Source organism: Blastomonas sp. RAC04, from assembly GCF_001713435.1.
In the GTDB taxonomy this organism is placed as follows: domain Bacteria; phylum Pseudomonadota; class Alphaproteobacteria; order Sphingomonadales; family Sphingomonadaceae; genus Blastomonas; species Blastomonas fulva.
The window spans coordinates 793,964-814,025 of sequence record NZ_CP016460.1 but is presented as its reverse complement, the minus strand read 5'-3'; the positions used below and the strand labels follow the sequence as shown (position 1 = coordinate 814,025).

21 protein-coding genes are annotated in these 20,062 nt (G+C 62.0%); 8 read left to right on the top strand and 13 right to left on the bottom strand.

Going from position 1 to position 20,062, the window contains the following annotated elements; translation table 11 throughout:
* The first annotated feature begins 105 nt into the window (after positions 1 to 105).
* The 3 genes from BSY18_RS04935 to BSY18_RS04925 are packed head-to-tail and all read left to right on the top strand — an operon-like array spanning position 106 to position 3,168.
* Positions 106 to 900, top strand: coding sequence for an SDR family NAD(P)-dependent oxidoreductase (locus BSY18_RS04935; protein ID WP_069049861.1), 795 nt, complete (start codon positions 106 to 108; stop codon positions 898 to 900).
* A gap of 10 nt (positions 901 to 910) precedes the next feature.
* Positions 911 to 1,927, top strand: a complete 1,017-nt coding sequence (locus tag BSY18_RS04930; protein WP_069049860.1) for a zinc-dependent alcohol dehydrogenase — start codon at positions 911 to 913, stop codon at positions 1,925 to 1,927.
* Entirely contained in the window at positions 1,924 to 3,168 is a 1,245-nt protein-coding gene (locus BSY18_RS04925; protein WP_069049859.1) for an MBL fold metallo-hydrolase, read from the top strand. Before BSY18_RS04930 ends, BSY18_RS04925 begins: the two co-directional genes overlap by 4 nt.
* Before the next feature lie 26 nt (positions 3,169 to 3,194).
* On the opposite strand, the gene BSY18_RS04920 is transcribed toward BSY18_RS04925, so the two are convergent.
* Positions 3,195 to 3,803 (bottom strand): TetR/AcrR family transcriptional regulator, encoded by a 609-nt coding sequence (locus BSY18_RS04920; protein ID WP_069049858.1) that lies wholly within the window; start codon positions 3,801 to 3,803, stop codon positions 3,195 to 3,197.
* Positions 3,804 to 3,933: 130 nt separating this feature from the next.
* Here BSY18_RS04920 and BSY18_RS04915 point away from each other — a divergent pair, with 130 nt between their 5' ends.
* Together BSY18_RS04915 and BSY18_RS04910 are read left to right on the top strand one after the other, a co-directional pair.
* Positions 3,934 to 4,260 carry a 2Fe-2S iron-sulfur cluster-binding protein gene (locus BSY18_RS04915; protein WP_069049857.1) on the top strand — a complete coding sequence of 109 codons (327 nt, stop codon included), beginning with the start codon at positions 3,934 to 3,936 and terminating at the stop codon, positions 4,258 to 4,260.
* A 21-nt stretch (positions 4,261 to 4,281) separates the two neighbouring features.
* Complete coding sequence (locus BSY18_RS04910) at positions 4,282 to 5,532, top strand: cytochrome P450 (protein ID WP_069049856.1); 1,251 nt, start codon at positions 4,282 to 4,284, stop codon at positions 5,530 to 5,532.
* 24 nt (positions 5,533 to 5,556) lie between these two features.
* Here BSY18_RS04910 and BSY18_RS04905 read toward each other — a convergent pair whose 3' ends face one another.
* A complete protein-coding gene (locus BSY18_RS04905; RefSeq protein WP_083231312.1) occupies positions 5,557 to 6,723 on the bottom strand; it encodes a thiolase family protein in 1,167 nt (388 codons plus the stop codon).
* On the bottom strand, positions 6,720 to 7,124 hold the full coding sequence (locus BSY18_RS04900) for a Zn-ribbon domain-containing OB-fold protein (protein WP_069049854.1): 405 nt from the start codon (positions 7,122 to 7,124) through the stop codon (positions 6,720 to 6,722). The genes BSY18_RS04905 and BSY18_RS04900 overlap by 4 nt, the downstream gene beginning before the upstream one ends.
* Before the next feature lie 165 nt (positions 7,125 to 7,289).
* Here BSY18_RS04900 and BSY18_RS04895 point away from each other — a divergent pair, with 165 nt between their 5' ends.
* The 3 genes from BSY18_RS04895 to BSY18_RS04885 are packed head-to-tail and all read left to right on the top strand — an operon-like array spanning position 7,290 to position 11,145.
* Positions 7,290 to 8,123, top strand: coding sequence for a coniferyl-alcohol dehydrogenase (locus tag BSY18_RS04895; RefSeq protein ID WP_069049853.1), 834 nt, complete (start codon positions 7,290 to 7,292; stop codon positions 8,121 to 8,123).
* Positions 8,124 to 8,145: 22 nt separating this feature from the next.
* Positions 8,146 to 10,338: an acyl-CoA dehydrogenase family protein gene (locus tag BSY18_RS04890; protein WP_069049852.1), complete on the top strand. Its 2,193-nt coding sequence runs from the start codon at positions 8,146 to 8,148 to the stop codon at positions 10,336 to 10,338.
* Positions 10,339 to 10,347: 9 nt separating this feature from the next.
* Entirely contained in the window at positions 10,348 to 11,145 is a 798-nt protein-coding gene (locus tag BSY18_RS04885; RefSeq protein WP_069049851.1) for an enoyl-CoA hydratase/isomerase family protein, read from the top strand.
* A gap of 3 nt (positions 11,146 to 11,148) precedes the next feature.
* Here BSY18_RS04885 and BSY18_RS04880 read toward each other — a convergent pair whose 3' ends face one another.
* From BSY18_RS04880 to BSY18_RS04835, 10 genes are all read right to left on the bottom strand, one after another.
* The gene (locus BSY18_RS04880; protein ID WP_069049850.1) at positions 11,149 to 11,856 is read right to left on the bottom strand and encodes a TetR/AcrR family transcriptional regulator; all 708 of its coding nucleotides are present in this window, start codon (positions 11,854 to 11,856) and stop codon (positions 11,149 to 11,151) included.
* A gap of 18 nt (positions 11,857 to 11,874) precedes the next feature.
* Complete coding sequence (locus BSY18_RS04875) at positions 11,875 to 13,341, bottom strand: aldehyde dehydrogenase family protein (protein ID WP_069049849.1); 1,467 nt, start codon at positions 13,339 to 13,341, stop codon at positions 11,875 to 11,877.
* A 36-nt stretch (positions 13,342 to 13,377) separates the two neighbouring features.
* On the bottom strand, positions 13,378 to 14,112 hold the full coding sequence (locus tag BSY18_RS04870) for an SDR family oxidoreductase (protein ID WP_069049848.1): 735 nt from the start codon (positions 14,110 to 14,112) through the stop codon (positions 13,378 to 13,380).
* Positions 14,113 to 14,194: 82 nt separating this feature from the next.
* Complete coding sequence (locus tag BSY18_RS04865; protein ID WP_069049847.1) at positions 14,195 to 14,977, bottom strand: hypothetical protein; 783 nt, start codon at positions 14,975 to 14,977, stop codon at positions 14,195 to 14,197.
* 51 nt (positions 14,978 to 15,028) lie between these two features.
* Positions 15,029 to 15,448, bottom strand: coding sequence for a nuclear transport factor 2 family protein (locus BSY18_RS04860; RefSeq protein WP_069049846.1), 420 nt, complete (start codon positions 15,446 to 15,448; stop codon positions 15,029 to 15,031).
* Positions 15,445 to 16,206: an SDR family NAD(P)-dependent oxidoreductase gene (locus BSY18_RS04855; RefSeq protein WP_069049845.1), complete on the bottom strand. Its 762-nt coding sequence runs from the start codon at positions 16,204 to 16,206 to the stop codon at positions 15,445 to 15,447. Before BSY18_RS04855 ends, BSY18_RS04860 begins: the two co-directional genes overlap by 4 nt.
* Entirely contained in the window at positions 16,203 to 16,604 is a 402-nt protein-coding gene (locus tag BSY18_RS04850; RefSeq protein ID WP_069049844.1) for a nuclear transport factor 2 family protein, read from the bottom strand. The genes BSY18_RS04855 and BSY18_RS04850 overlap by 4 nt, the downstream gene beginning before the upstream one ends.
* Entirely contained in the window at positions 16,601 to 18,298 is a 1,698-nt protein-coding gene (locus BSY18_RS04845; RefSeq protein WP_069049843.1) for a class I adenylate-forming enzyme family protein, read from the bottom strand. Before BSY18_RS04845 ends, BSY18_RS04850 begins: the two co-directional genes overlap by 4 nt.
* Before the next feature lie 4 nt (positions 18,299 to 18,302).
* Positions 18,303 to 19,286, bottom strand: coding sequence for an acrylyl-CoA reductase (NADPH) (gene acuI / locus BSY18_RS04840; RefSeq protein WP_069049842.1), 984 nt, complete (start codon positions 19,284 to 19,286; stop codon positions 18,303 to 18,305).
* Between the two features lie 20 nt (positions 19,287 to 19,306).
* Positions 19,307 to 19,993: a TetR/AcrR family transcriptional regulator gene (locus tag BSY18_RS04835; RefSeq protein ID WP_069049841.1), complete on the bottom strand. Its 687-nt coding sequence runs from the start codon at positions 19,991 to 19,993 to the stop codon at positions 19,307 to 19,309.
* Between the last annotated feature and the right edge of the window lie 69 nt (positions 19,994 to 20,062).

The window sequence follows — 20,062 nt, the reverse complement described above, 5'->3', positions numbered from 1 at the left end:
GGACTGTCCTCCCCACCTGCCCATTGATCGCCAAAGCGATTGGGTCCGGGCTGGAAAGGCAGCCACCGCTCGGCCATGGTCGCCTGCGAAAAGAGGAGACGGGATATGGGCAACGGCCTGTTTGATTGCACCGGAAAGGTGACGCTGGTGACCGGCGGCAATGGCGGTATCGGCCTGGGGTTTGCGACCGGCATCGCACGGATGGGCGGAGACGTGGCGATCTGGGCACGCAACGCCGAGAAGAATGCCGCGGCCAGGCAGGTGTTGCTGGATGCAGGCGCCCGGCGGGTGGAAACCTACATCGTCGATGTCTCGTCGGAAGAGGCGATCCTTGCTGGCTACGACCAGTTAATGGCCGATTTCGAGCGGATCGACTGCGTGTTTGCCAATTCGGGGGCATCGCCGCGCTACAATTCGATCTTCGACATGCCGACCGACCACTGGCACGATTTTCAGAAGACCGCGCTCGATGGCGCATTCTTCACTTTGCGCGAAGGCGCACGGCACATGAAGGCGCGGGCAGAAGCGGGCGAGCCGGGCGGAAGCCTGGTGGCATGCGGCAGCCTTTCGATGTTCCAGGGGCTGGCGGGCAAGGCCGAATATGCCGCATCCAAAAGCGCTGTTGCCGCCGTGATCCGGTGTCTAGCAGCCGAACTGGGCGCATTTGGCATCCGCGCCAACGTCGTCGCGCCGGGCCTGATCATCACCCCGATGATGGGGCCTGCCGATGGCCCTGCCGTGCAGTATCTCAACGGCCATTATGCGCCGATCACCCCGATGAAACGGACGGGCGCTGTCGCCGATTTCGAAGGCATCGGCGCTTTCCTGTGTTCGGATGCATCATCTTTCATTTCCGGTGAGACCATCAAGGTCGACGGCGGCTACATGATCCGGGGATAAGGACAGACCGATGGGACGCCTGCTCACAATTCACGCCGTTAACGATGTTCGTGTGGATGAATACCAACGGCCCGAGCCCGGTCCGAACGATGTGGTCATCAAGATGAAGGCGTGCGGGATCTGCGGCAGCGACCTGAGCTACATCAAGGTTGGCGGGATGAGCCAGAACGCCGATGGCACGACCGCGTTGGGACATGAAGGTGCAGGCGAAGTGATGTTCGTCGGCAGCGCGGTCAATGATATTGCGCTGGGTCAGCCGGTTATCGTCAATCCCATGAACACGCCCAGCTTCATTGGCAGCGGCGGACCGGAGGGCGCGTTTACGGAGGAGTTGCTGGTTCGCGAGGCACGGCTTGGTGATTCCATCCTGCCGATCCCTGCGGGCATTCCCTATGACATCGCCGCGATGTGCGAGCCGCTAGCCGTGGCCCTGCACGGGGTCAATCGCGCCGAAGCGCAGGCAGGCACAAGGCTCGTCATCTTTGGCTGCGGGCCGATCGGGCTTGGCATGGTGATGTGGGCGGTCGACCGGGGCTGCGACGTCATCGCGCTCGATCTGGCAGAAGAAAGGCTGGAGCGCGCACGCAGACTGGGGGCAAGGACCATCAACCCTGCACGCGAGGATGCCGTCGAGCGGATCAAGGAACTCCACGGGCGCGAAATGTACTTCGGTCGTGAACGTGCTTCCACCGACGCATATATCGACGCGGCGGGAGGCCCTGCGATCCTATCTCAGGTGGTGTCGATGGCTAAGAAGCATGCCCGGCATGTGATCACGGCGGCCTATATGAAGCCGATTGAGCTTCCCGCAGGCCCGATGCTGACCAGCGAGATGACGATTACCAGCGCAGTAGGCTATCCTACCGAGTTTCCCGATGTGGTGGACGCCATGCCGCGGCTGAAACAGCAGATCCGCTCGATCATCAGCCACCATCTGCCGTTCGAGCGGATCATGGAAGGGCTGGAGATCGCCGCCACGCCGCAGTCGGCCAAGGTGATGATCGAGTTCGGAGACAGCGCGCCATGAAGGACGATGCAAAGCCAGCACTCGCAGGCCTGGTACGGGCTGGCGACAGCCAGGCAGAGGCGATCCCGGTCACCGACTTCGTCTGGCAGGTAAACGACATCTCTAACCTGTATCTGGTCAACACCGCCGACGGCGACGTGATGGTAAACACAGGCTTCATGGACAATGCCGAGCGCAACCTGAGCCTGATGTCCCCGAAACGCAGCGGGCCGCTGCGGCACATCATCCTGACCCAGAGCCATGCCGATCATTTCGGCGGCGTGCCCGATTTCCGCGAGGCGGAGACTGTCGTCATCGGCGGGCCGGGTTTCACCGAGGCATGGGGCGACATGAAGCGGCTGCAGCCGTTCTTCGGGCCGCGCAGCCGCAAGCTGTGGGGCAGCACGCTCAAGCGCGGCGGCACTCCCAAACCCGCACCCGACGTGGTCCCCGACCTGATGGTCGACCGGCACCATGCCTTTGACCAGGGCGGCCGCAGGTTCGAACTGATCCACGCGCCCGAGGGCGAAACGGTCGACAACCTGATCGTATGGCTGCCGGACGAAAGGATTGCGTTCACCGGTAACCTGGTGGGTCCGGTATGGCTGTCGATGCCGTTTTTCTGCACGCTGCGGGGGGACAAGCCACGGCTGGTGTGGAACACGTTGAAGAGCCTTGAAAAGCTGAAGGCGCTCGATGCCGAGATCATCATCACCGGGCATGGCGAGCCGATCCGAGGCGCTAGAAAAATTCGTGCCGATATCGACAGGATGATCGGCGCCATCACCTATATCCGCGACTATACGCTCGACGGGATGAATGCGGGCCGCACGGTTCACGAGCTGATGCGCGATGTGAAACTGCCCGAGAACCTGACCATCGGAGAATTCCACGGCAAGGTGAGCTGGTCAGTCAAGACCATCTGGGAAGAATATTCAGGCTGGTTCCATTACGAGGATGGCACCACGGAGCTGTATCATGTGCCGCGTTCGGCGGTGAACAACGATCTGGTGATGCTGGCCGGCGGTCCTTCAGCTCTCGCGCATCAGGCAAGCGTTCATGTTATTGCAGGGCGACCGCTGGAAGCGATCCATCTTCTGGATATCGCGCTGGATGTCGAGCCAGCGCATCGTGAATCGCTCGGCGTCAAGAAGCAGGCGCTCACGGCGCTGCTGGACGCAAGCGGATCACGCAACCTGTCCGAGACGATGTGGCTGAAGTCCGAGATAGCAGCGGTCGATCAATTGCTGACGGCGGATTGATCGACCCGACTTTGCCTCTCGGCCTGTCAGGCAGAGACAGCGCGCAGGCAGAATTCCCACAAATCCCCGGCAAGACGGCTTCGATCTTCCAGATCCGGCATCTGATGCTCTTCGGCAATCAACTGGCTGTGCACGGTTGTGGACACAAGATTGTAGACGAGGTGCGCCAGCCTCTCGCCATTCGCGCTGCGAACCTGGCCTGATTGCATTCCGGCCTGCAATTGCGTGGCGATCAGCTCGACCAAGGGGGCGATGGCCCGTTGCAATTCCGCAGGCCGCGCCTCCGCAAGCCGCAGGTGCTCGCGGCTAAGCGCAGCGGCTCGGTAGTTTGGCGCATCATCGCCATCCGCGTCGCGCCGCCCATGCCCCAACACGATCCCGACGACGATCAGACGGAGGCGCTCGACTGGGCATTCGACCGGAGCAATGAGCTCGGCAAACCGTGCCGCCGCGTCAGAAAGCGTGTGCTGGAACACGGCCAGGACAAGGTCATCCTTCGTGGCGAACCGGTCATAAAAGGCGCGCCGGGCAAGGCCCGTTTCGGCAAGCACCGAACGGATCGTCAACCCTTCCAGCCCGTCGCGCGCCAACAGGTCATACGCAGCCCGGACGATCCTCGCCCGCCGCTCAGCCATCGATAACGCCCCAGCGATGCAACATGAACTCCCGCAGACATTGCCCTTCCATTCTGTTGTTACCGCGATATACCAAGGCTGTCGAGAACGTTGTTCTCAGTCCCCGCGTTGCAGCCTGCAAGGAGCGCTTATGCCAGCCGTTACCTATGTCGAGTTCGATGGCGCCGAACATGCCATTGATTTGGCCCTGGGCGAAAATGTGATGCGCGGCGCGCTTCATAACGATCTTCCCGGGATCGTCGGCGAATGCGGTGGCGGATTGGCCTGCGCCACCTGCCATTGCTATGTCGATGATGCCTGGACCGAAAGGGTCGGTGGACCGGCGTCGCGCGAGGAGAGCGAAATGCTCGAATCCACCGCTGCACCGATCAAGCCGAGCAGCCGCCTTTCCTGCCAGATCGTCATGTCGGCAGAATTGGATGGCCTCATCGTCCACTTGCCCGAAGCCCAGTACTAAAACGCGACCAGGAGAAAGAGCATGCGCATCGACCCTGCAAATCCGGTCGCGCCGACCAACATCGTCCGCCGCTTCGGCATGGACCAGGTGCCCGATCACGTCCCACCCGAACTGGTTCGCCAGGCAGGGCTAATCTACAGCCCCGAATTTCTGGCGGATCCGTACACGTTCTTTCCGGCGATGCACGAAAGGTTCCCGCCGATCTTCTACGATGTAGGCCCGTTCGGCAACGCCTGGGTGCTTACCAAGCATGAAGATGCGTTGTTCGCGCTGCGCCACGCCGAATATTTCTCGAACGAGGATGCCACGCCGTTTCCGCGTGATCCCAACAACTACTTCTACTTCATCCCCATCGAGATCGATCCGCCGGAACACCGCAAATATCGCAACATCGTCGATCCCGTGGTCAGCCCGCAGGGCGTGCTCAAGCTGGAAGAACGCATCCGCGCGCTAGCCAACGAGTTGATCGATGAAGTCATCGAAAAGGGTGAGTGCGAGTTCGACGAGGTGTTCGGTCGGCCTCTGCCGGTCCTCGTATTCCTGGACCTGATGGGGCTGCCACGCGACATGTGCGACACCTTTGTCAGTTGGGCAATGGCGCTGCTGCACTCCAATGACCGGAAGATCATGGGCGATACGCTCAAGACAATCGGCGACTATCTGACAACTGCAATAGCCGAGAAGGAAGCCAATCCTGATGACGGGCTCGTGAGCCGCATCGTGCATGCCGAGTTCGACGGCAAACGCATATCCGACAAGGAGGCGTTCGGCTTCGTGACGTTCCTTTTCATCGCAGGGCTGGACACCGTTTTTGCGACACTCAACAATATCTGGCTGTGGCTGGCCCGCAATCCGGAACGCCGGCAGGAGATCATCGACAATCCCGACAACATCAACGCACAGGTCGAAGAGCTGCTGCGCGTGTTCTCGGTCACCTTTTCCGGCAGGACGGTTGCCCAGGATGTTGAGGTCCGCGGGGTCCAGATGAAGAAGGGCGACAAGGTCACCAGCATCCTTCCGGCCTGCAATTATGACCCGGACGTGTTCCCCAACCCCACCGTGGTGGATTTCAACCGGCCCAAGAAGATCATCCTTGCCTTCACCGTGGGTATCCACAGCTGCATGGGGGCGCATCTGGCCAGGCTGGAAATCAAGATCGCGCTGCAGGAATGGCTCAAGCGCATTCCCGACTTCAAGGTCAGGCCGGGTGCCGAGACGGTGTACCGCCCCGGCGGGGTGATCGGCCCTGAATCGGTGCCATTGGTCTGGTAATCATGCGCGGCGCGGGGCTGGCGATCAGTCCCGCGCCAGCAACAGCGCAGCCGCCATCGGCCCACCACCCGATGTCGCCACCGCAAGCGTCGGATCGCCCTTGATCTGCCGAGCCCCACCATCGCCGCGCAGCTGCACGACCGATTCATAGGCATAGCCAAAGCCGTGCAACCGGCCCCAGCCAAGCTGTCCGCCGCCAGTGTTCATCGGCAACTCGCCATCCAGCGCGATCCGAGTTCCGCCTTCGATGAACCTGTGCCCTTCGCCTACCCCGCAGACGCCAAGCCCTTCCAGCCAGGTGATCGGCTGGAACGAGAAGCCGTCGTAGAGCTGGACCGTGTCGAGATCATCAACGGTATAGTCGGTGTTTTTCCACAGGTCGCGCCCGGTGGGATAGGCGGCCGCCCATTCGGCCTGGTCCCAGCTGTAACGATCCACCGACCCTGCCGACGCTGCGATCCGGATCGGCGTGGATGTGACCTCGTCCAGCGCGTCTCCCGCCGAGACGATCACCACCGTCGATGCATCGGTGAAGCGGTCGCAATCATACAGGCAGAACGGCGTCGAGATCATCCGCGCGTCGAGATACTTTTCAATCGTCAGCGGCTCTTTCACCATCGCGCGCGGATTGAGCGCGGCATTGCGATGGTCGTTGATCGCGACCTGCGCCAGCTGCTCGCGGGTCATGCCGTACTGCTTCATGTGCCGCATCGCGAACTGCGCGGTCCAGCAGGCCGCCGAGAACGCGCCAAAGGGCGATACCCATTGCGAGTTGCCCGTGACATCCTTGCGGCGTTCCAGCGGCGGGAACTGCTCCGGCCGTGCCATCGCAGCCGCTTCGTACACCGTCCGGAAGCACAGGACGTGCCGGGCATTGCCTGACCGCACGGCCGCTGCTGCATCTGCAATCGCGCCAAGCTGCGCAGTCGCCTCGGCCGCACCAGAGTGCCAGCGCGTCTTCAACCCGCAGGTTTCGATCACATCGTCGACGCCAATGGGGGAAAAGCCCAGGAATGTCTGCATCTTGCCGGGATAGGTCGAAACCCCGTCGATCTGGTCCAGCGTCAGGCCGGCGTCCGAAACCGCCTCGCGGATCGCATCCATGGTCAGCCCCAGCGGCGAGCGCGCCAGACGCACACCGACCTCGGACATGCCGATGCCAGTGATATATGCTTCACGCGCCATGGTCATTCCACCTTCTCGAACAACGGGTACCATATGCCGTCCTGTTCCTCGAAAACGACCCTCACCCGGTCGCCAATGTCGACGCTGTCGACCGGGCAGTTGACGATGTTGGTGGTGAGACACACATCTGGCGCATCGTCCAGCCTAACCCGGGCAATCACAAAGGGCACTTCCATATCGGCGGCCCATTTCTGGTGATTGACGGTATAGGTGTCGATGACCCCTGCCCCTGACACGGCATGGGGCCCGACGTTGTCTGACTGGCAGTGGCGGCAGAACTCTCGCGGGGGATGGGTGAATCCCCCGCAATCGGCGCATTTATGAATCTTCAGCCGCCCTTCCGCCCCGCCGGTCCAGAATGCCGTGTTGTCGCCATCAAGCCTGATGCGCGAGCGTTGCCATGTCATATGCCTCGTCCTTTGAACCCTGCATCCTTGCATAGCGCACACAGGCCGCAAGCCAAGGCAAGGCCGGCCTTATCGCCGCGACGATTTGGGAGCCATGCGGTTGATTGGCAGACCCCGTCCTGCGAAAGCTGCAGGCAACAGCACATTTGATGCAAGGAACACGAGATGAACGATCTTCTGGGCTATCGGGGCAAACGGGTGATCGTCAGCGGATGCTATTCCGGCATGGGTGAGGCGACCGCGAAGCTGCTGCTCGATCTGGGTGCCGAGGTCCACGGCCTCGACTACAAGCCGTGCGCGCTTCCCCTGGCATCGTTCCAGCAGATCGACCTGCGCGATCCGGCGAGCATAGAGGCGGGCGTGGCCGCTATTGGCGGCAAGATCGATGCCTTGTTCAATTGCGCAGGCCTGCCCGGTGGCGGTGCGTTTCCGGCTATGGACACCTTCGCGGTCAACTTTGCCGGCACCCGCCATCTGACCGAATGCGTGATCCCTGCAATGGGCGAAGGCGGTGCCATCGTCAGCATCGCTTCCACTGGCGGGCTGGGGTGGTCGAGGCGCATTCCGGTGCACATGGAACTCATGCAGACCAGCGGTTTCGATGGCGCGATCGCCTGGGCCGAGGCGCACAGCGAGCATGTAGCCGAAGGCTACGCTTTCTCGAAGGAGGCGGTGATCGTGTGGACACAGTTCATGTGTGCCCGGCTGATCAAGAAAGGCATCCGCATCAACTGCACCCTGCCCTCCCCCACCCAGACCCCGATGATGGAGACCTTCCATGCGACATCGGGCAAGGAGGTGGTCGATGCCGCGGCCGAGCCGCTGGGCCGTTATTCCACCGCGAAAGAGCAGGCGCAGGGCGTTGCACTTTTGAACAGCGGCATGGCCGGCATTATCACCGGCGTTGTGTTGCCGGTCGATGGCGGATTCATGGGATCGCTCGCCACCGGGCAAATCGACATTTCGAAAATGATGAGCAGGGCCAAGCCCGCAGCCTGACGTTACGCCTGAGGAACACCCGATGAATTTCGACCTGACCGACGACCAGGAGATGATGCGCGACATGTTCGCGCGGTTCCTCGATGAAAACAGCAGCATGGCCCGGGTACGCGCCGCTGCTCCGGGCGGGTTCGACCCGGATCTGTGGCGCGGTCTGGCGGAACAGGGCGCACTGTCCATTCGTGTTTCCGAAGACGCCGGTGGCCTTGGCCTCGGCCTGTTCGATGCAACCCTTCTGATGACAGAGGCGGGCCGCACTCTGGTTTCCGGGCCGCTGGCAGAAGCGCTGGTTGCAACCCGGCTGCTGGCGCAATCGGGGGCGCAGCCTGACCTTCTGGAACGCGTTCTGGCAGGCGACGCTGTGGTGACGATTGCCTTGCACGACATCGCGACAACCCCGCAGCAATGGGTGGCAGGCGCCAGCATCGCCGAGGCCGTGATCGCCCGCCGGGGTGACGACGTCGTGCTCGTCACACTCGCCGCTGCCGATCAAAAGGCCGAACGCAACCTGGCCGATACGCCGATAGCGCACATCGACTTTACCGGGCGTGAGGGTGCACCGCTCGCGATTGCACCAGCCGACTTCGACGCCGGCGTGGAAGAATGGAAACTGCTGATTTCAGCGGGGCTTGCAGGGCTTTCGAAGGAGTCGCTGAGGCTCGCATCGGCCTATGCTGGCGAGCGCAAGCAGTTCGGCCAGTTCATCGGCCAGTTCCAGGGCATCTCGCACCCGCTCGCTGATCTGGCGTCCGAGGCCGATGGCGGCACGATGCTGGTGTGGAAGGCTATCCGCAATATCGCAGATGGCAGTAAAGAGGCAGGTGCTGCCGTCTCGATCGCAGCGTGGTGGAACGCAATCGCCGCGGCGCGCTGCGTTGCCCAGGCGCTGCACACCTTCGGCGGCTATGGTCTCACCACCGAATACGACATCCACCTGTTCAATCTGCGGGCCAAGGCCTGGCCCCTTGTCTATGGGGACCCGGCGCTGCTGCTCGACGAGGCCGGACGGCGGCTGTATGCCGGTGAAACCGCTTCGCTCCCCCCCGCCGGCGACTGCCCGATCGAGTTTGATCTGGGCGAGGATGCCGCGCAGATGACCCGCGAGATCGATGCGTTCTTCACGAGCCAGGTCAGCGACGAGGAACGATCACACTTCCACTACAGCTGGGAGGGCTTTGTCCCCACCGTCCACAAGAAGCTGGCTGATGCAGGTCTGCTGTTCCCCGGTCTGCCGGGCGATCTGCGTGGCAAGAAGCTGTCGCATTATGCCCAGATGGCCGCGATGGATGCGTTCGAGCATCACGGTTACAACAACCCTGCTGCCAACGTGACGCAGATGGTGGCGTTGATCATCCATCGCTTCGGGTCGGACGAACTCAAGGCAGACGTGCTGCCCAGGCTGATGCAGGGCGAGGCCATCTGCAGCCTGGGATATTCGGAACCGGGTTCAGGATCCGACGTGTTCGCGGCGCAATGCAAAGCGACACCCGAAGGAAATGGATGGCGGATCGACGGTACCAAAATGTTCACATCCGGCGCGAACCTGTCATCCTATGTGCTGATGCTGTGCCGCACCAACACCGAAGTGGCCAAGCATGCCGGGCTCACCATGTTCATCGTGCCGCTGAAAGCCGAGGGCGTGACGGTTCAGCCGGTTTACACATTCCAGGATGAACGCACGAACATCACCTTCTACGACAATGTCCGCATCCCCGACAGCTGGCGGCTGGGGGAGGTCGATGGCGGCGTCAAGACGATGAGCGCCAGCCTGGAGCTCGAACACGGCGGCGGCTTCGGCAAGTACATGCGCAAGATGCTGGACGCAGGCGTCGCTGCGTGCCGCCAGATCAGCCGGAATGGCAAGCCGCTGATCGAGCAGCAGCAGGCCCAAGCGCGGCTTGCCCGAACCGCCGCGCATCTGTGGTTGGCCGAGCTCATAACGTTCCGCGCGCAATGGGTGATCGCGGAGAAGAAGGCCAACCTCGCTTATGGCCCGATGGCCAAGATGTTCTCGTCCGAGAAGTTTCTGACCGATGCACGCGACCTGCTGGACCTGACTGCACCCGATTCGCTATCGCTGCGGCCCGGGCCGACAGCCGAGCTCAATCTGTTCTATCGCCATGCGCAAGGAGCGACCATCTATGGCGGGACCAGCGAAGTGCATCGATCGATGATCGCCGAGCGGAACCTGGGACTGCCCCGCACGCGGGCTTGAGGATTGAACATGGCCGATGAACCGCACCTTTTGACCCGTGAGGACGATGGCGTCCTGATCGTATCGCTGAACCGGCCCGAAAAGCTCAATGCCCTTTCGGGAGAAACGATGCAGCTGTTCGAGGCTGCACTGCTGCACTTTCGGGACACTGACGCACTGCGGGTCATGCTGATCCGGGCCAACGGGCGGTATTTCTGTGCCGGAGCCGACATGCGCAGCGGTAGCGGCGGAGCGACCAAGCGCACCGCGACTGGTATCCGCGAAAACCACCGGACCGGCCTGCACGGCATGCACCGCATTTATGACGAGATGGAGCATATCGAAAAGCCGATCGTCGCGGCCATCCATTCGGCGTGCGTTGGCGGCGGACTTGAGATGGCGCTGTCCTGCGATTTCAGGCTGGCCGCCAAAGGGGCTTCGTTCTCCTTCCCCGAAGGCTTGTTCGGGGTGCTGCCCGCGAGCAACGGAGTCAGCCGGCTGACCCGGACCTGCGGCCCACACTGGGCCCGCTGGTTGATCATGGGCAACCAGAAAGCCGATGCCGACAAGGCGCACATCATGGGGCTTGTGCACGACGTGCTGCCCGATGACGGCTTCGACGATGCAGCGCTGGCGTTCTGTCATCATCTTAAGAAGAGCGACGCGGAGCAGATGGGGGCGGCCAAGATCGCGATCGACATGGCTGCTGAGGTCGGTCGCGATACTGCCCGCCATGTCGAACGCATGGCCAACAGCGCACTGATGCTCAACCCGGCCTACCAGGCCCGGATCGAGCAGTATATCAAGGGCATCGGGTCCAAGGAATAACGATCAGGCGGTAGTGGCCAATCGCATATCGGTGATCGCCACTTCGAACAGTCGCGAGACTGCGTCCAGATAATGCTTCACGTCCGGGGCAAACTGGCCCTCCATCGCATCGCCGAAATGACGGTCAGTCGCGATGTTCACGGCGCGCTCAAAACCCATATAGAGCACGGTCGCCATGCCCACGGCGGAAGACCCGCGCTGGGCCGGGTCGTACCCCATCTGCACCACCAGCATGTCGATGACGGGGCGGGCGGCGTTGATGCGTTGACTGGTCATCAACCGGTCCTTGCGGTCGGCCATGGTGTTGCGCAGATGCAGAATACCTGAATTGCGCTGCCAGAATGCATAGAAGCCGTGGACGAATTGCTGAACGTCGTCGGCCAGAGAATCCTGCCCCCAAGGCGTCCGCAGGAGGCACAGATAGCTGGTCTCTGCTTCGGCCATCACAGGATCGAGCATGGCTTGCAACAGTTCGCTCAGATCTGCGAAATAGACATAGAGCGAGGCCATGCGCAAATTGGCTCGCCGCGCCACCTCGCTCAGCGTCAGCACTGTGCCGTCATCCGCATCGACGATTTCGCGGGCGGCGGCGATAATGCGGTCGCGGGTGTCACGCCCTTTGCGCCCCAGGCGCTGGCCATTGAGGTTATGGCTTACATCGCTGGCCGCAGGGCGCTTCTTGCCGACATTCGTTGACTGCCCTGCTTCCATCCGCTGCCTTCAAACCACCTATTTTCGCCAGGCTATCAGCTTGGTTTCGAGGTACTCCTCGATCCCTTCCAAGCCCCATTCACGGCCGATGCCGCTAGACTTGTATCCGCCAAAAGGCAAGTCCCCTGCGATGCACATGCCCCCGTTGACGCTGACGGATCCTGTCCGGACACGCCTTGCCACCGCCATAGCACGATCGAGGCTGCCCGAGGCGACGCCGCCGGAAAGACCGTAGCTCGACTCATTGGCAATTCGGACGGCATCGTCGTCATCCTGGAACGGGATCACCACCAGCACCGGACCGAAGATCTCTTCTTGCGCAATTCTCATGCTGTTGTCGACATCGACAAAGCACGTCGGTTCGATGAAGAACCCGCCGCCCTTGTCGGGCCGCGCCTTGCCGCCAGCCAGCAATGTTGCCCCTTCCTCCTCGCCCAGCGCGATATAGGAGAGCACGCGTTCCATCTGCCGCCTGGAGATGACCGGCCCCATGATCTGCCCGGGGTTGTCGAAGTCTCCCCAATTGTCACCGAAATTGGCATAGGCCGCCTTCAGGATCGCCTTGGCCTCTTCATAGCGGCTTTGCGGAACCAGCAGGCGCGAATGCACCGCGCAGCCCTGCCCTGCATGGAACACCAGCATGGTCGTTGCGACATCCATCGCGAAGTTTTCCGAATCCTCCAGCACGATCTTGGCCGATTTGCCGCCCAGCTCCAGAAACACACGCTTCAGGGTCGCTGCACCCTGCTCCATGATGCGCTTGCCCACACCGGTCGATCCGGTGAAACTGATCAGGTCCACCCTGGGGTCCTTGACCAGCATTTCGCCTGCCAGCGCTGCATCTTCTCCGAACACGACATTGATCACGCCCGGCGGGAAACCCGCTTGCGCTGCCAGTTCGCCAAAGATCGCACCCATGCCTGGCGTGTTCGGAGCAGGCTTAAGGATGACAGTGCATCCCGCAAGAAGCGCCGCGACGACCTTGCCGACATTGACGTAAAGCGGCACGTTCCATGGGGTGATCGCACCGACAACACCGACCGGCTCGTACACCGCGATCCGCTCGTGCATCATTCCGTATCCGCTGCGTTCCCCATAGCTCTTTTGCCACTGCACCTGCGGGAAGACGGCGAGGTAATCCTTCCATCCGTCCATCGCCATGTCGACATGCGCGCGACCGACCGCGCCCATGGCGGCCCCAGCCTCATGTCTGGCCAGATCGGACAGGCGATCGCGATTGGCATCGAACAGGTCATAAAGCTTCTGGACTAACGAAACGCGCAGATCGACATTGGTCGGCCAGTCGGTGTCGTCGAACGCGCGCCGGGCGGCGGCAATCGCGTCCTCGATATCCTGCACGGACGCATCCGCGGCCCTGCCCACTGGGGCGCCCGTCCACGGTCCGATGATGTCGAACGTACGGCCGCCTTTGGCATCGCGGAGCTGCCCACCAATGAAAAGTCGGGCATCGGGAAGAGATGTCATGCGTTGATTTCCTTGCTGGACGGGTCGGTTTCAGCCCTAGCGCGTGCCGCGCAGTGCCACGGACTGCATGTGAAGATCAGCAGGCGCATCAAGAATGGCGCGAAACACGCTGGCTGCAGAATTATAGTGCGAGATCGGCCGTTCACGCAGGTTGATGCCGACCTTGGCGTTCTCCACTGCAAAGCGCATCGATACCTCGGCCGGCCAGTTGCTGCCGGTCTTAGTCTCGTCCATCATCATTCCAGCCTGGACATTCGTTACGCGTACGCCCTCTGACTCCAGCTCGCGCGCCCAACTGTCGGACATATATTCCAGCGCGCTTTTGGTCGCAGCGTACAACCACAGCATTGGCATCTTGAGCGGGCCGGACTCGCTGGTCACGTTGATCAGATGCCCGCCGCCGCGCAGCAGCGGCAGCGCCTCTCGCGCGCAAAAGATAGGGCCTGCCAGATTTATGTTGATCTGCGATGCGATCTGCGCGTCGGTCACCTCGGCCAGGGTGAACGGCTCATAGACAGCCGCGTTGTTGATCAGCACATCGATGCGCGGATATCGCTGCCCAATCGCCTTGAAGGCATCACGGACGGACTGCGGATCAGCGACATCGCATTCCAGCGCCAAATGGCCCTCGCCGATTTCATCGGCAACCGCCTCGACCTTGGAAAAGGTGCGGCCCAGCAGAATGACGGTATCGCCATCCTTTGCAAATCGCCGTGACAGCGCGCGTCCCAGCCCGTCGCCTGCACCTGTGATGACGATGATCTTGCCCATGACACTCTCCTTGCACCATCCCTATCGCGGCGACGCGCAAAGAGCGAGACGGGGGCAAACGCAATCGCACAAGCGATGCAACCTAAGCCCCGGTAATTCGGAAATCGGCGGGATACACGGAGAGATCACCTGCATAGGCGATGCCGCCATCCCATTGCTGCGCGCCGCTGATACGTTTGAAGAAGTGGACCGTACGGGCAAAGCTTCCCGCCTTTGACCGCGGCTCCATCGCCTCGCCGCTGGGGCTAACCCCCCGAGCGCGCGCGCTGAAATCCTTTACCGAAAACAGCAGGTCATCGGTCTGGTGCGCGCACATGACGATCTCGCTTCCGGGGCAGAAGCGTTTTGGTTCGATCTGGATAGGCGAAAGCCGCCCGCGCTTCATCGCGACAAACCCGGGTACACGGCAGACCTCCGGGATATGCACGTTGTCGTACCAGTCGTGGTATTCCGCCTCCATTCCGGCGACGAAATTGGCCGGAATGATAAACATGCCCGAGAACGGCTTGTCCACATTGCGGTTGGGCCCCGAGTACCAGTCGCGGTACATGGCATAGCTAAAGATGCGCTCTGACTCGTTGGCGTCATCGATCAGGCCAGAATCGCGCACCTCGGCGAGCAGGGGGCCAAGCGCGGGCAGATCGATTTCCGGCGCGGGATAATCGAACTCGTACACGCTCATGAATCGCCAGGGCTGGGCGATGTCGGGCATCACCTGTTCGGGCGTCACCTCATACCGGTCCGCGGATCGAAAGCCGCGCAGACGCGACAGATCGCGCGCATGCTCACCATCGAACCACGCTTGGTAGTCGGCCTCCCTGCCGGCCGTCACGTTGTAGAGATGCGTGGTTGTGTAAATGCTCATCGAACCATGTCCTAATGTCGGACAGACCGGTTGCCCAAGGCGACAACACAGTCAGCCATTGGTCATTTCCATGTTGATCCGCGTCAGACTGCTCTCGGCAATCCGCCACCCGTCTGCTGTGCGAACATAGCGTTCGTGATAATGGCCAAAGCCCAGAAGCTTGCGCCCGTTTGGCCAGATGTTGCGATCCTGCATCGCCCAGATGCCCGTGGCGGTATCGCCGTCGATCGCGATCTCGGGTGCGTGGATATGGTGGGTCGTGATCGTGTCTTCGCTGATCGAAGAGCGGACATAAGCGACGAGAGCATCACGTCCGGCAACCGTCAACCCACCCGACGGAGAGGTGTCGAGCACCGCGTCGTCGGCGAACACCTCGGCATAGCCCTGCCAGTCCTTGGTATCGAGACACCGGCAGTACCGCGCCTTCAGGTTGCAGATATCAAGCCAATCGGAAAACGCAGGACTGGTCATATCCTGAATCCTCTCAACTGATGCCCGCCGTCACACAGCAGCACCTGGTTGTTGATGAAGCTGCCTTCATCCGAGGCGAGAAAGATGCCCAGATTGGCGATGTCGTCGGCCGTGCCCTGCCGTTTGACCGCCTGCATGGAGCGCAATCTCTCCCAGTTGGCATCTTCCACGCCGTCCTTGGCCGCCGGTGTCTCCATCAGCCCCGGCGCGATTCCGACGCAGCGGATCTCGTCTGCCGCAAACTGGCTGGCCATCGCATGGGTGAAGACGTTGAGCGCCGCCTTTGTGATGCCATAAGCCGTCTGGGGCTGATAGCTCGCCATCGATGACTTGTTGATGATCAGGCCCTTTGCCCGCGCCAGCGCCGGACGCAGCGCCTCGGCCAGCAGCAGCGGGCCGATCGTGTTGACGGCAAAGAAATGCTGCCATTTGGCCTGACCGAGCCCGAAGAAACCGCGCGCGATTTCTCCCATGTGCATTCCGGCGTTGTTGATCAGGACGTCCAGCCGGTCATGCGCCGCCAGAACGGCTTGCCCCAGCGCCTGGATCTGCGCCTCGTCACTCATGTCGCACAGATGATGTTCAGCGGTTCCGCCTACCGCCTCGACCATCGCTGCGGTCTCCACCATGCCATCGGCATTGATGTCGGCCAGGATCAGATGTGCTCCCTGTGCACCGAACTTGAGCGCATAGGCCCGGCCCAGGCCCGCTGCGGCGCCTGTGACCAATACGGTTTTGCCTGCAAATCTGTCGGTCATGCCAACCTCTCAAAACGAAGGCGGCAAATCTTCCACCCATTTTCGGTTCTCCGGAACTCGTCCGCGTAGCGCCCGATCACCGTGTCGATCTGTCCGCTGCCCGACCGTTTCATTTGGCTCATTACAGTCCAGTCACCGGTCGCATGATTCCCATCGACGGCAATCAGGGGCGTGTGCACCATGTGCAGCATCCAGTCGGAGCTCCCGGCCACGACCGTGGTCATGAAGCCGGTGAGCTCTTCAAACCCTTCGAATACCCGGAACCCGTAATCGCCGACCACATCTTCGGTGAAGACCTGGCGGAAGCCAGACAGCGCCGCAGCAGGATCGACAGGTGTCAGGTCCGATGCCGCGCAATAGCGCGCCTTCACGTTGGCAATCTCCAAGGCGTCGTTCATGCGACGAGTGCCTCCAGCCTCTCTGCCGCCAGCTTACGCAGGTCGGCGGTCTTGATCTTGTTGGTGCCGGTTGTGGCGAGGTCTTCCTCGGCGAAGAACAGCACCGCGCGCGGCACCTTGAAGCTGGCGAGCTTTTCCTTTGCAAACGCCTTTACGGCATCTGCATCAAGGTTGGTGTTCTCATGTGGCACAATGCAGCTGACCACCAGCTCGCCCAGGGTATCGTGCGGCACACCCACGGTCTGGCTGATCTTGACCTGCGCCATGGTGCGCAGCAGTGTATCGACCTCCACCGGGGATACGTTCGCACCGCCGGTCTTGATGATGTCGTTGAGCCGTCCGTGCCAGAACATACGTCCCGCGCCGTCGACATGGCCGCCATCGCCTGTCCGCAGAAAGCCATCGGCGTCCAGCGTGTCGGTCAGCGGTATGCCGATATAGCCCAGCATCAATGTTGGCCCCTTGACGCAGATCTCGCCGCGCTGGCCCTGGGGCACGATATCGCCGGTCAATGGATCGACGATCTTCACCGTGACGCCGTGGCACGGAACCCCGACGCTTCCTGCCGTCACCTCATCGGGGGTGTTGGCGGGATAAGCGGTGAACAGCGTGAAGGTTTCGGTATTGCCAAACGCGGCATATGGCTCGCGCCAGGTAGACTGGATCGTCGGATGCTGCGCGATCGGCGAGTTGAAGTCGATATAGCTAAGCGATGACAGGTCTGCGTCTGCCCAATTGGGTGCAGCGATGATCTGCTCCCACTGATGCGGCCAGGCATTGAGGAAGGTCGCCCTCTCGCGCTCCATCAGGCGCAGCGCCTCTTGCGCATCGAACGTGGACTGCAGGATCAATGCGCCGCCGCTGGTCAGCGCGCCGCCCAGTGCCATGCTGAAATTGCCCGACCAGAAAAGCCCGTTCGCCGACCACATCCGCAAGTCGCCGGGCCTTGCCTGATACCATTTCGGCCAACGCCACAGCTGCAACGTGACCCCGCGATGCGCTGAAAGTACGCCCTTGGGCAACGCTGTCGACCCGGAGGAGAAGAACAACACCCCGGGGTCCGCCGGGCGATTCGTGCTGGCACGGGCATCGACCTGGGTCTGTTCTACGCCACGCCCGCGCGCCAGAAATGCAGTCCAGCCCTCGATCGCACCGTCCGCCTCGCCCAGAGCCGCGACATGGCTGAGGAACGGATACCGCAGCGAAGTGATCTCGCCTGCCCGCCCCTGCGCAATCGCAGGATCAAGATCGGACAGGATGGCGCCGAAGTCCTTCTTGAGGATCTGCCGTTCCATCAACAGCACCGACACTCCCGATGCCGCAAGCAGATGGTCCAGTTCGGCAGGGGTGGAAAAGGTGCTGAGCGTGGTCGCGACGCCGCCGACCAGCGCGGTGCCGAAAGTCGCTGCGAGGAACTCGGGCCGGTTGGTCATCAGTATGCCGACGCGGGTGCCCTTGCCCACCCCGCAGGCGACCAACGCTTTGGCGACCTCGTTTGCTTGATCCCACAGCTGGGCATAGCTCCAGCTGATCCGCTCGCCTTGGCCGAGGCCGCCATCATGATAGACCAGCGCTTCGCGCTCACCCCAGGTTTCACACACCGAACGGAACCAGCCGGACAGTGTCAGCTCACCAAGCCCTGATTCTTCGGCGAGCGGCGGGCCGTGGAGGATGGACGGCGTTACGCTGGTCATCGGATCAGCGGTTCACATTGACGACGATGCGCCCGCGCACCTTGCCGGCCAGAAGGTCGGAGGCGGCAGCGATGGCCTCGCCCAACCCGATTTCCACCGCGATGACATCGAGCAGAGCAGGGTCAAGATCACGGGCGAGACGATCCCACGCCGCCATGCGCGAAGCCTTGGGCGCCATGACACTGTCGACGCCCAGCAAGCGGACACCGCGCAGGATGAAGGGCATGACGGTGCCGGGGAAATCCGCACCCTGCGCAAGGCCGCAGGCTGCCACCGCGCCTCCATAGCGGGTCGCGGCGCAAGCATTGGCCAGCGTGTGGCTGCCGACGGAATCGACCACACCGCCCCAGCGTTCCTTGGACAGCGGACGGCCCTTTTCGGAAAGCTCGGCGCGATCGATGATCGAATCGGCACCCAGCTGCTTGAGATAATCAACTTCGGATGCCTTGCCGGTGGATCCGGCCACGGTATAGCCCGCCTTCTTGAGCAGCGCGACGGCTACGCTGCCGACGCCGCCGGTGGCTCCGGTGACCAGCACCTCGCCCTGATCGGGAGTGACGCCCGCCCTGACCAGCGCCTCTACGCACAGAGCCGCGGTGTATCCGGCAGTGCCGATCGCCATCGCCTGCTTTTCGGTAAAAGCCGATGGCAGCGGCACCAGCCATTCGCCCTTCAGCCGCGCAACCTGCGCCAGTCCGCCGGTGTGACCTTCTCCCACGCCCCAGCCGTTGAGCACGACCTTGTCCCCCGCCTTCCAGTCACCATGCGCTGATTCGCGCACCGTGCCGGCAAGATCGATCCCCGGAACCATCGGGAACTTGCGCACCACCGGGGACGCTCCGGTGATGGCCAGGCCATCCTTGTAGTTGAGGGTCGAATAAGCAACGTCGATGGTGACATCGCCATCATGCAGCAGCGTTTCGTCGATCTGCTTGAGCGACACACTCTGCAGATCGTCAGTCTTTTCGATCAGAATGGCATTAAACATTGGAAATTCTTTCCTGAAATTCAGCGGATGACCCGCAAGCGGGGCGGTGGAGGCGGCGATGCGCCTTGGAGTTGCGCTGCGACATTGGGCAGCTTTTCGGCTTTGAGCGTTCCGTACATGCACAGGCGGACGACTTCCTGCGCGAAGCGGTGGGCGAGCGCCTTGCGCTCATCGTCGCTCTGCGAATGCGACCGTGCCCAGACGGGCCACAGAAAGTTTGCCGCCAGCGTGATGACTGAAAACACCTCGACATCGATATTCGGCTTTGCAAGGTCGGTATCCGCAAACCGGCCGATGGAGCCTGCATATTCGCGCCAGAAAGGATCTTCGGCGGGGTCGGGAGCAGACAAAACCTGAAGCAACCAGATGCGGCCAAGTTCAGGGTTCTCCATCGCAAAATTCGCCAGACGCTCAGGTACCGCCACCATGTCGACATGCTCGACATCGCGCTCGCCGATCGCTTCAGGATCGCCGAAGACTTCGCGGAAGATGGTGTCGGACACCGATTTCAGGGTCGCGGTTATGAGGTTCTCACGCGTGGCGAAATGCTGGTAGGCGGTCCCGCGGTTTACCCCGGCGAGTTGCGCAACCTTGGAGAGGCTCAGCCCTTCAGGCCCATCCTTGGCGAGAATGGTGCGGGCTGCCGCCAGGATCGTTTCGCGCGTCGCTTCCGGATTGCGCGTGCGACGCCTTCGTGTCTCGGTCATGCCATCCCCTTCACCTGTGCACAGGCCCTGCATGCCCCCACGACCGGCATAGCGCAACCGCTTGGGGTC